Here is a 10,126-nt window from a genome sequence, read left to right on the forward strand (position 1 = left end):
GGCTCATCCCCGCTCGCGCGGGGAGCACACTAACTGACCTGCATGTTTACAACCCAAACAGCGAAATCTCATTCACTTTCGATCAGTCTCCTCGAGCGTCTGGCGACTGCATCCCGCACCCAACCCTCCACCTGCACAGTAGCTTCGGCGGGACCCGGAAACGGCTCAAATGACCTTGGCTCGACTATCTTCCTCGCGTCACCGCAAGTACGTACCTGCGCCGAATGGTAGGTGGTTCAAAGTCGAAGCGGCCCAACATGCGTCAATGCCAGTGCCTTCGACACGATCGTTCCTCACCTCCTCGGGCGGTCAGGGAGCAAGGAGGACCCCACGTCACGCACTTCTCCACGCAAACGAGTGAAGCATCGCATCCATACCGTGTTCGCCAGCCACCGCAACCCGACAGTCGACGTCAGAACATCGGTAGCCACTGCCATCCGAGGCACCGTTGAGGTGAGACCGCGGACGCGAGGGCCGAAGAGTATGGAGCACAACACCGGAGAGTCTGCCGGGACCCTCATCGCGAATAGGAGGCAGACAAGGTCTCGCACCCGCGCCCGTCGCATACGGGCGGTCTTTCGGCATCTCAAGTCAGGCACCTTCGGCCTCTCTTACGCAGCCGACCGCAGGCCTGACATCGCAGCACGAGATCAATCGCCCTCAAGGTCATCCCGGCGCCCAAGCCGACGGCAACATCAGCGCCTTCCGAACCCGCCACGGCCGTGTCCAAGTCAGAGGACGCCGACGACAGCAGCTGCGAACGCGTGTGCCAACGTCAGCGCGTCAGGCTCGATCCGGCTGTCACCCAAAAGATCTGCCGAGCAGACGCTGTCCTCGAACTTGTCGTATCCGACGCGGACACTTCGCGTATGAGGATTCTTCGGCGCGACGGCGCGTTCTATGAGGAGGAGGCGGCGATCAGCCTCGCCCGCACGCCGGAACTCTGGCTCAAGCAGGAGCTAGTTGATTTGCGCGCCAGGCTGCTCGATGCAAACGGAGTGTGTCGGCCGCACGCGGTCGCACCGGACGGCGTCACCTACATCGACACCAAACGACCATGGCAGCAACGGAACTGGGCTGTATTCAGACGGGCATCGACATACCTGCGGAACCGACCACACCTTTCCAATCACCGGCTCGTCGGCGAGTGGGAGCTGCTGCGCACCACCACGAGCGTGGAGCGCCCACGCCTGTCTCACCGCGAGAAGGCATCCCGAGTCCAACACTCAATCGCCGCAGCAGAAGAAGGCGCTCGCAGGCGAGCGGCCAAGGCACTCAAACAACTCGACAACGACCTCGTGCTCAGGACTCTGGTCGAGCAGTTGACACAGCTCGACCGTAACGAGTGGGCACGACTGGCCGACTACCTTCCTCCAGGGTTGTCCCAGATCAAGCTTCGGCGGGTAATGGTGGAACTCCTACTCCACCACCAGGGCGGCTGCTGCGCGGTGTGCGGCCAGCGCGCGAACGGCAAGATCTCGCCTACTCGCGGTTCCCGCCAGGCTGTGCTCGATCACGACCACCACACCGACCTCGTCCGCGGCGCGCTCTGCGTCAGCTGCAACAACGCCGAAGGCGGTTCGCCGATCAACTCGACACCCCAGCTGGAACCCCTGCTCGACGCCTACCGGGCAAACCCGCCCGCTGCAGCCTTCGAATGGAACTACGGGCAACCCGAGGACCGCTCACCGTGGTGGTGAGCGGAACAACACCGGCGCTGCGGCCATGTCAGTGCCTCGTGCGATGGTGAAGCCGTCGACGCTCACCGGCCGGAGAAGAGCAACGTGGCCGATCCAGCCCGCGCCCTCCTTGCCCCCTGTTGTCGCGATGGACCTTCTCGAGGAGTAGTCGGCTGCTATGCCCGACAGCATGTCAGCGGACAGATTGCCCAGCAGCTCGGAGACACGAATCCCCAGTAGTGATGCCGACGTGCTGCAGCGGCCATCCGAGGAAGCCTCCCGGCGCCAAGATCGACTGCGGTGAATCTGCTAATGGACCGTCTGTTGCCCCCAGTGGAACCAGAGCCCTAGGTTCGATAGCTTGTATCGCTGATGGGTGTCCATGGGGAGGGGGAACAGGCATGCCCGAGGTCGAGGTTGACTCTGCACGGTTGCGGTCGGAGATCGCTGCGTTCTACGCGGGATTCGGCGCCCCGAGTGAGTTGGTGGCGGCTTTCGAGTCCTCGGCGTTGCTGGTGCCACTGACCGGGCCGGACGACCGGGTCTTCACCCTGGAATCCGGTGGCATCGCCTGGTTGTGCGCGTTCACCGGAATTCCCGAATACGCGCGGTTCATGACCACGCGGGGAGTGGTCACCGACCATGAGTACCGGTTCCACACCTTCCTCGGTCGCCGCCTGCGAGAGTTCGCGGCCGCGCAACCGGAGCCGACCGGTGTCGCGGTGGACATGCTCGGCGACCAGCCGATGACCTTCCCGCCGGACGTGCCCGAAGACCCGGCCGATGTCTGATCTGAACGTCGATCCCGCCCTGCTGACCCAGGCCGCGAACGGGATCACCGGCATCATCGCCGAACTCTCCGATCTCGGTGTCGGGGAAACCGGCGCCGTCGGGCGTGGCTTCTCCCAGTTGGCGATGTCGGCGATGGAAGCCGGAAAAGCCAACGTGCAGACCACCTTCGAGACTTTCACCGAACGCTGGTCGTGGGGTGTGCGGGCACTGGTCCAGTCCGGCAACGAGATCGCCAAAATCCTGGACCTCTCGGCGGGCCGCTACTACATCATGGACGAGCAGATTTCGAACTCGTTCAAACAGATGTTCACCCACCTCGCCGGCAACCCGCACACGAGCAAGGAAGACATCGAGAAGATGGACTGGGGCCAGGTGCTGTCCAACAACACCTGGAACCTCGCCGCGCAGCCCAACTACAGCGCGTCCTCGTTCGGCGACGCGTTCTCGCATATGGGTGACAACCTGTCGACGTTGGGCTCGGCGGGTCAGTACCTACTCGAGAATCCGGACAAGGCCTACAGCCTCGACACCGGCGTGGCCGCCCATGTCGCCGAGATCAAGCAATCACAGCAGCCTGGCGGGGGAACGCAGTAGATGGGCATCGGGGATTTCCTCAACAGTGTCGGTGACGCGATCGAAGACGGTGTCGAGTCGGCGACCGAGAAGGTCGGGCAGGCCTACAACACCGTCCTCGATGCCGAGTCGAAGGTCGCCAAAGCTGTTGGCGCCGACGGCTTGTCGGAATGGCTCGACGATCTGGGCGACAAGGTCGTCGACGCGACCGGCGGCGCGGTACCGGAGAAGGAACTCGGCCAAACCAGCGATCCCAAGGAATTGATCCGCGGCGATGTCGGCAAGATCAACGAGGTCACCGGGCATCTGGGCAAGATCGGTACCGCGATCGAACAAACCGGTGACGCGCTGCGCAAGATCGACACCGCCGACTGGACCGGTGACGCCGCGACAGCGTTCGACGAGGAGTTCGCCAAGCAGCCGAAACTGTGGTGGGACGGCGCGGATGCGATGGGCAAGGCCAAGACCGCGCTGGACGCGTGGGCCCACGAGGTCACCGCCGCCCAGGCCAAGGCCGCCGACGCGATCGCGAAGTGGGAGGAAGCCGACCGGGAAGAACGCGACCGCAAGAACGCGTGGAACGCGCTGTCCGACGACGACCGCAAGGGCAAGAACCTCACCGACACCTGGACCGACATCCGCAACGCCGCGAAAGCGATCCTGACCGGCGCCCGCACCCAGCGCGACAACGCCGCCGATACGGCGGTGGCCGCGATCAGCGCCGCTACCGCGACAGCACCGACCGAACCACCGTTCCTCTCCCGCTGGGGCTCGAATTTCGAAGACCTGAACGCGGCGATAGAACAGGCCCGCCTGAACTTCAGTACGGGGCTGTTGACCTCGCTGACCGGAATGGTCCAGTTCGTGCGCTCGATTTCTCCGATCGACGCCTACAACATCACCCACCCGGCCGAGTACATGTCGAGCATGTCGGACCTGGGCACCGGCATGGTGCTGGCCGCAGCCGACCCGAAAGCGACCGGCGCGGCGATGCTGGCGGGGTTCAAAACGAACCCGTCCGAAGCACTGGGCGCGCTCACCGGCGACGCGCTACTCACCGTGGCGACCGGTGGCGCGGGTGGCGCGGCCAAGGCGGGTGCCACTGTCGTCGACAAAGCCTCCGACGCCGCCCGGCTCGGTATTGCGGGTCGTAACGTCGTCGACGACGCGGCCGGGGCAGCCGGGAGGAACGTGCCCGAATCACCCGGCACCCCGGCCTCACCCCATGCTCCGGACAACCCGGCCGCGCCACCGACGAATCCCGCAGCGCACAACGGTGATTCACCCGCCGCCAACCCAGCCGGAACCACACCAGACTCCCCACGCTCGGATCTGCTGGACGGAGATTCCGCTCCGTCCAGCAACGGCGACGCAAGGCCGAATCCCGACGCGGGATCGCCGGATTCCCCACGAACTCCGGAACCGGAATCTCCCACGCTGCACGACAATCCACCCGACAATGCGCCTGCCGCGAAACCGGACGACACAGATGATGGTCCCCCCGTTGGTCCCAGCCCAGATACCGATGGAGCGAACCCGAACCCAGCGGCTTCACCCGACGCCCACTCCCCCAACACACCAGACAATCACGACGGCGACAACAGCCCAGGTGACGGCGACTCCGGCAAGCCGGGCCCGCACCACGACGGTGCCGACAACAATGCCGCTGACCCCGACCCGACCCAGCCAGGTAGTCGAAACGATGACGAGGGCAACTCACCTGGCCAACCCGATAACAACAGCAGGCCCGAGCTACGATCCGACCACGACAACGGCGGGAACGGTGAGCCCAGCGCGAGCGAGGCAGCCCAGAAGAACCCGCCTGAGACCGACTCGACGCGCGACCAGACATGCGAAGGCGGCGATCCGGTCAACATCGCGACCGGCGAATTCCTGCTCCCGGTCACCGACCTCGACCTGCCTGGCATCCTCCGCCTGGCTCTCAAGCGTGCCCACCATTCCAACTATCGGTTCGGTCGATGGTTCGGCCCCTCATGGTCGGCCACCCTCGACATGCGTGTTGTCGTCGAATCCGGCTGTGTAACCGTCGTCTTCGAAGACGGCATGCTCTTGGCCTACCCACATGCCGAGGTAGGTGTCGGTGTCGTGCCGATCACCGGTGGTCAGCGCTGGAAACTGACCCGTACCGACCTGGGCGGCTACCGGTTGTGGGATCCGGATCGAGAACTGGTGTGGCATTTCGCACCCGAGCCCGTTCTCGGAGGGCTGGACTCCCTCCTGGGGAACTATGCGATCTCGGCGATCACCGACCGGCACAACAACCGGATCAGATTCCACTACAACAGCAACGGCGATCCCACTACCGTCACCCACTCCGGTGGCTACCGCGTAGTTCTGGATTCAGCCGACGGCCGAGTCACTGCAATCTCCGTGGCGGGCGAGGTCGACGGGATCGAATCCATCACCCGTGTACGCGAATTCGGCTACGAACGTGGTGAGTTGACAACGGTCACCAACGGTGTCGGCGGCATAACCCGTTTCGTCTACGACGACCACCATCGGATGCTGTCGTGGACCGATTCCAACGGTAGTTGGGTTGCCAACACCTACGACGAAGCTGGTCGTGTTGTCGCGCAGCGCGGCACCGACGGAATTATGGACGCCGACTTCGAGTACCTCGAACTCGGCAACGGCACAGGCCGTCTCACCCGACACACCAACTCCCGCGGTGGCGTCACCGGCTACGGATTCGACAACGACCTGCGCCTTCGCGATGTCATCGCCCCGGACGGCGGACATCGCCACATCGATTACAACGCCGCCAGAAAGCCCCTCACCGTCACCGAAACCGACGGTGCTGTCACCACCTACAGCTACACACCCGAGGGCGAGATCGCCAAGATCACCCGCCCTGACGGCACCGACATCAGCGTCGACTACGCCTACACCAACCGCCCCGCCACCATCACCAACCCCGACGGCACAAGCATCCACCGCGAGTGGGACAAGCACGGCAACCTCCGCGCGCACACCGACGCCGCCGGAGCCCGCACCCAGTACGCCTACAGCGCATGTGGTGCGACAACCGAAATCCGCGACCATGACGGCGCCGTAACCCACATCCAAGTCGACCCCACCGGGCTACCCGCCGCAGTGACCGACCCACACGGTGCAACCACCACGATCAGCCGCGACCCGTTCGGCCGCCCCGCCAAGGTCACCGACGCGCTAGGTCACACCACCTTCTACAAGTGGACTCCGGAAGGACGACTTTCCCGGCGCGTCGATCCGGACGGATTCGCCGAAACCTGGACCTACGACGGCGAGAACAATCTCCTCACCCACACCGACCGCAATGGTGGCATCACCCACTTCACCTATAGCGGCTTCGACAACGTCGCCTCCCGTACCGACCCCGACGGGGCAACCACCCATTACCTGCACAACACCGAACGTCAGCTGGTCGCCGTCATCAATCCCCTGGGCCAGCGATGGTCCTACGAGTACGACACCGTCGGGCGCCTGATCGCCGAGACCGACTACACCGGCGCGACCACGTCCTATACCCACACCATCACCGGCCGGGTCGCCACCGTCACACCCGCCACCGGAATCACCCGCCACCACAGCTATGACGTCCTCGGTCATCTCACCGCCGTCACCGCCGACACCGGCGAATACATCCACTACACCCGCGACGCGGCAGGCCGTGTCCTCACCGCCAGCAACGGAAACTCCGAATCCCAGACCCACACACTCGCATACACCTACACACCCACCGGCCTCGTCGCCACCCAACAACGCGACCACGAGCCGGCCCTGCGCAACGACTACGACCGTCGCGGCCGCCGGATCCGACGCACCACCCCCGCCGGCAACGTCACGACCTGGCACCACAACACCCTCGGCCAGACCACCGCACTCGACGCCGACGGCCACGCGATTTCCTTCACGCACGACCGTGCGGGCCGCCTGACGCAATGGCGGATCGGCGAAGTCCAGATCGAACGCACCTTCACCAAGAACGGCAACATTGCCGCCCAACACGCCACCGGATTCCCCGCCGCACAGTTCTCCCTGGACTTCGGCGAGAACCCAGACATCCGCCCTGCCCCGTTCACGATCCGCCACGACGACTACACCTACCGTGCCGACGGCTACCTCACCGACCACACCATCCAGCGACCCGACACCACCCCGGTTCACGACAGCTTCGGGCTGGACCGAATCGGCCAAGTCACCACCATCACCCGCGACCACCTCGTCGCCGACGCCTACGAATACGACGCACTCAGCAACATCACTGCACGTCGGACACCCGGCTCAGCCGTCGACGACGAGCTGCACACCGGGACCGAGGGCCGCGAATACCACAACAATCTCCTCGTCCGTGACGGACGCAATCACTATTACTACGACGCGTCCGGGCGCCTGATCCGCAAAGTCACCACCCGGCTCTCCCGCAAACCGGCGGTATGGCACTACCGGTACAACGCCTTCGACCAACTCACCGACGTCTATACCCCCGATGGCCAGTGGTGGCAGTACACATATGACGCTGCCAACCGGCGCACAGCCAAGTATCGACTGAACAGCAAAGGCGAACGCCTCACCCACACCACCTTCGAATACGACGGTTCTCAACTCATCGAAGAATCCAGCGGTGACCGCACAAGCAGGTGGCAGTACCTGCCCGCCACACACATCCCGATCCTGCAGATCGAAGAATCGCCTAGCTCGAATGTCTCGAACCCCTGCGCGGTCCTGACCGACATATCCGGGGTTCCCCACCACCTCGTCGATCCCAGTACCGGCCGAAGTCTAGCCCTGGGTTCGGTCGATCTGTGGGGCAACATCTCCTGGAAAGGTGACTGCTCGACGCCGATTCGGTTCGCCGGCCAGTACCACGACCCCGAGACCTCGCTGCACTACAACATCCACCGGTACTTCGACCCGAGCCAGGGCCGGTACCTCACGCCAGATCCACTGGGTCTGTCGCCAGCACCGAATCAATACGGATACCCTCACAACCCGATTCGGTGGTGCGACCCACTCGGACTGGCGCCGGAGGAATGCACAGGCGGCAACCAAAACGCCCCGTCGACCCAACCACCGGATGAACCGCCCCGGACTCTGTATCACTACACCAACCAGGAGGGCCACGACGGGATCCTCGACAGTCAAGAGCTACGGCCGTCTCTGCGCGAACAGAACCCAAAGGACGCTCGCTACGGCGACGGCCAATACTTGACCGACGTCCAACCAGGCACGCGCACACTCGGCCAGCTTTCCTACGACTTCCTCCGCGTACCCTGGGCTGGACAGAAATTCACACACTTCTTGGAGATCGATGTCACCGGACTCGAAGTCGTACAAGGAAGACCCGGGGTCTTCGTTGTCCCCAACAGCGGCCCACTCGATCTCGCCGGGCGAATCATCCGATCAGGAAGGAACTAGGACATGAGGTATGTGAAGGTCACCTGGCACCACGATTTCACCGACGAACCAACTGTGTTCTTCCATGAAGTCGGTGACGACAACTGGGAAACTCGGCGCGTTCAGCTGTATCGCGACGGCCGCGCGGAGTGGGCAGACGAGAGTCGGGACACTCCCACAGTCGGACTGGCCGAAATAGAAATAGCACCGATCCAGGAAATCGCATCGCAACCAGAGTTCGACGCGGAAGAAATCTCCAAGCGCGAGTTCGAAACGAAATGGTCTGCTGCCCGCAACCAGCCTCAGTAACTGTGCCGGACCACCCCCTCGGGTGCAGGGCTGACCGCGGCTCGCCCTCAAGTAGGACTCCATGTGGCGGACCGTTCTCGTGAGTTCGTGGCGGTGAGGATGCACGTCCGCCGCCGGGCAACGCCACCGAGAACAGCGTGTATGCAGTCATTTCGATGGCACGCATGCGCGGGTAGTAGTGCACCTGGTGTGCTTTGGTGAATGCCTCGAGCAGCCAGAACGCGACCCGCTGGCGGCAGCGACGAGGAACAAGCCGTAGTGGTTCTGCTGAAATCCCAGGCCCAGGGTGGCCAGGCTCAGCGTGACTCCCCAGCCCTTGATGGTGAGAAGTCGATGATCGAACCGTTAACGATGTCGAGCAGTTGTGCGTCTCGGCACAAAGGTCCTCGTGCAGGCGAGCCAGGTTGCCAGACTCCGCAGATCCATCCATCTCGGTTCCCCGTTCACCCGCTTGAGGTCGACCGAAGATGGCCTTCCAACCTCGCCGACCCAGGTCACCGGGCAACAAGAATAACGGTCGCCAGGCCGGCAGACGAGCCGGACGATGCCGAGACTCGCGACCAAACGGTGCACGAATTAGCGATCAAAGCTAGTCCGCGAAGGCATGGAACCTCGATATCATCTGGCGACAAGATCGAGTGGGCGAAGCCCAACTGTCCACATATAGTTGTCCACGAACGGCTCGACGAACGAAATGGGGAGGCGCATATTGCGGGCGCCACGAGCCACGAGGCTCAGCGCTTCGTATGCATCACGCCACTCTTCCTGGAACTTACGGCGCCATTGCTGGAATTCCTGAGACTCGGGAGCCGAAATAGCCATAACATTGGCGGGACGCTCCCCCCAGCATCCCCACAATCCAGAAGCTCCCGTTATCGCGAAAACGTCCGATAAATCGCCGATCATTTGCGAGATGCCGTCAGGAGAAAGCTCGGAAGTCGCAGCCCGGAACTCGTCTGCGCTCGCCGTAACATCAAGCGAGAACGACGGAAACACATTCCATTCGGCAGGGAACCTCAATGTCCCCAGTTCGGGTTCGATAGCCACAAGGTCTACCGCTTCATCGCCATGAATCTCCGCAAGCTCACTGAGCGCAGGCCAGAGATATTCCGAAAGCGCCTCATCAAAATCGACAAAGACCGTCCTCGATGCAGCCTTCCGAAACACATCATCCGGGAATCTGCGATCGATATAGAAGAAGCCTTTCGCTCGCGCATGCAGCCGATCATATTCGACCGCGTCCGCGTGCAGATATGACTCCGGCCCCATTGAATCTCCTTGCTTTGTGTCACCGTCACTGATAGATCTTCGACCTAAAATCCTACCCCAGAAACCGTTCCGGGCGAAACCGCGTTGCGCGCCTCGGTGCCATGACC

6 protein-coding genes are annotated in these 10,126 nt (G+C 63.2%); 5 read left to right on the forward strand and 1 reads right to left on the reverse strand.

The window, feature by feature from the left end; all coding sequences use genetic code 11:
* The first annotated feature begins 869 nt into the window (after positions 1-869).
* The 5 genes from ACFWF2_RS32520 to ACFWF2_RS32540 all read left to right on the forward strand — a co-directional run bounded on the left by ACFWF2_RS32520 (position 870) and on the right by ACFWF2_RS32540 (position 8,750).
* Positions 870-1,700 (forward strand): endonuclease domain-containing protein, encoded by an 831-nt coding sequence (locus ACFWF2_RS32520; RefSeq protein WP_379311314.1) that lies wholly within the window; start codon positions 870-872, stop codon positions 1,698-1,700.
* A gap of 380 nt (positions 1,701-2,080) precedes the next feature.
* Positions 2,081-2,470, forward strand: a complete 390-nt coding sequence (locus ACFWF2_RS32525; protein ID WP_379311315.1) for a hypothetical protein — start codon at positions 2,081-2,083, stop codon at positions 2,468-2,470.
* The gene (locus ACFWF2_RS32530; RefSeq protein ID WP_379311316.1) at positions 2,463-3,065 is read left to right on the forward strand and encodes a hypothetical protein; all 603 of its coding nucleotides are present in this window, start codon (positions 2,463-2,465) and stop codon (positions 3,063-3,065) included. The genes ACFWF2_RS32525 and ACFWF2_RS32530 overlap by 8 nt, the downstream gene beginning before the upstream one ends.
* On the forward strand, positions 3,066-8,462 hold the full coding sequence (locus ACFWF2_RS32535; RefSeq protein ID WP_379311317.1) for a putative T7SS-secreted protein: 5,397 nt from the start codon (positions 3,066-3,068) through the stop codon (positions 8,460-8,462).
* A 3-nt stretch (positions 8,463-8,465) separates the two neighbouring features.
* Positions 8,466-8,750: a DUF6881 domain-containing protein gene (locus ACFWF2_RS32540; protein WP_379311318.1), complete on the forward strand. Its 285-nt coding sequence runs from the start codon at positions 8,466-8,468 to the stop codon at positions 8,748-8,750.
* A 618-nt stretch (positions 8,751-9,368) separates the two neighbouring features.
* Here ACFWF2_RS32540 and ACFWF2_RS32545 read toward each other — a convergent pair.
* Positions 9,369-10,019, reverse strand: a complete 651-nt coding sequence (locus tag ACFWF2_RS32545; RefSeq protein WP_379311319.1) for a hypothetical protein — start codon at positions 10,017-10,019, stop codon at positions 9,369-9,371.
* Positions 10,020-10,126: the final 107 nt, after the last annotated feature.

Origin of the sequence: Nocardia sp. NPDC060259, assembly GCF_042728775.1 — a bacterium.
Taxonomy (GTDB): Bacteria; Actinomycetota; Actinomycetes; order Mycobacteriales; family Mycobacteriaceae; genus Nocardia.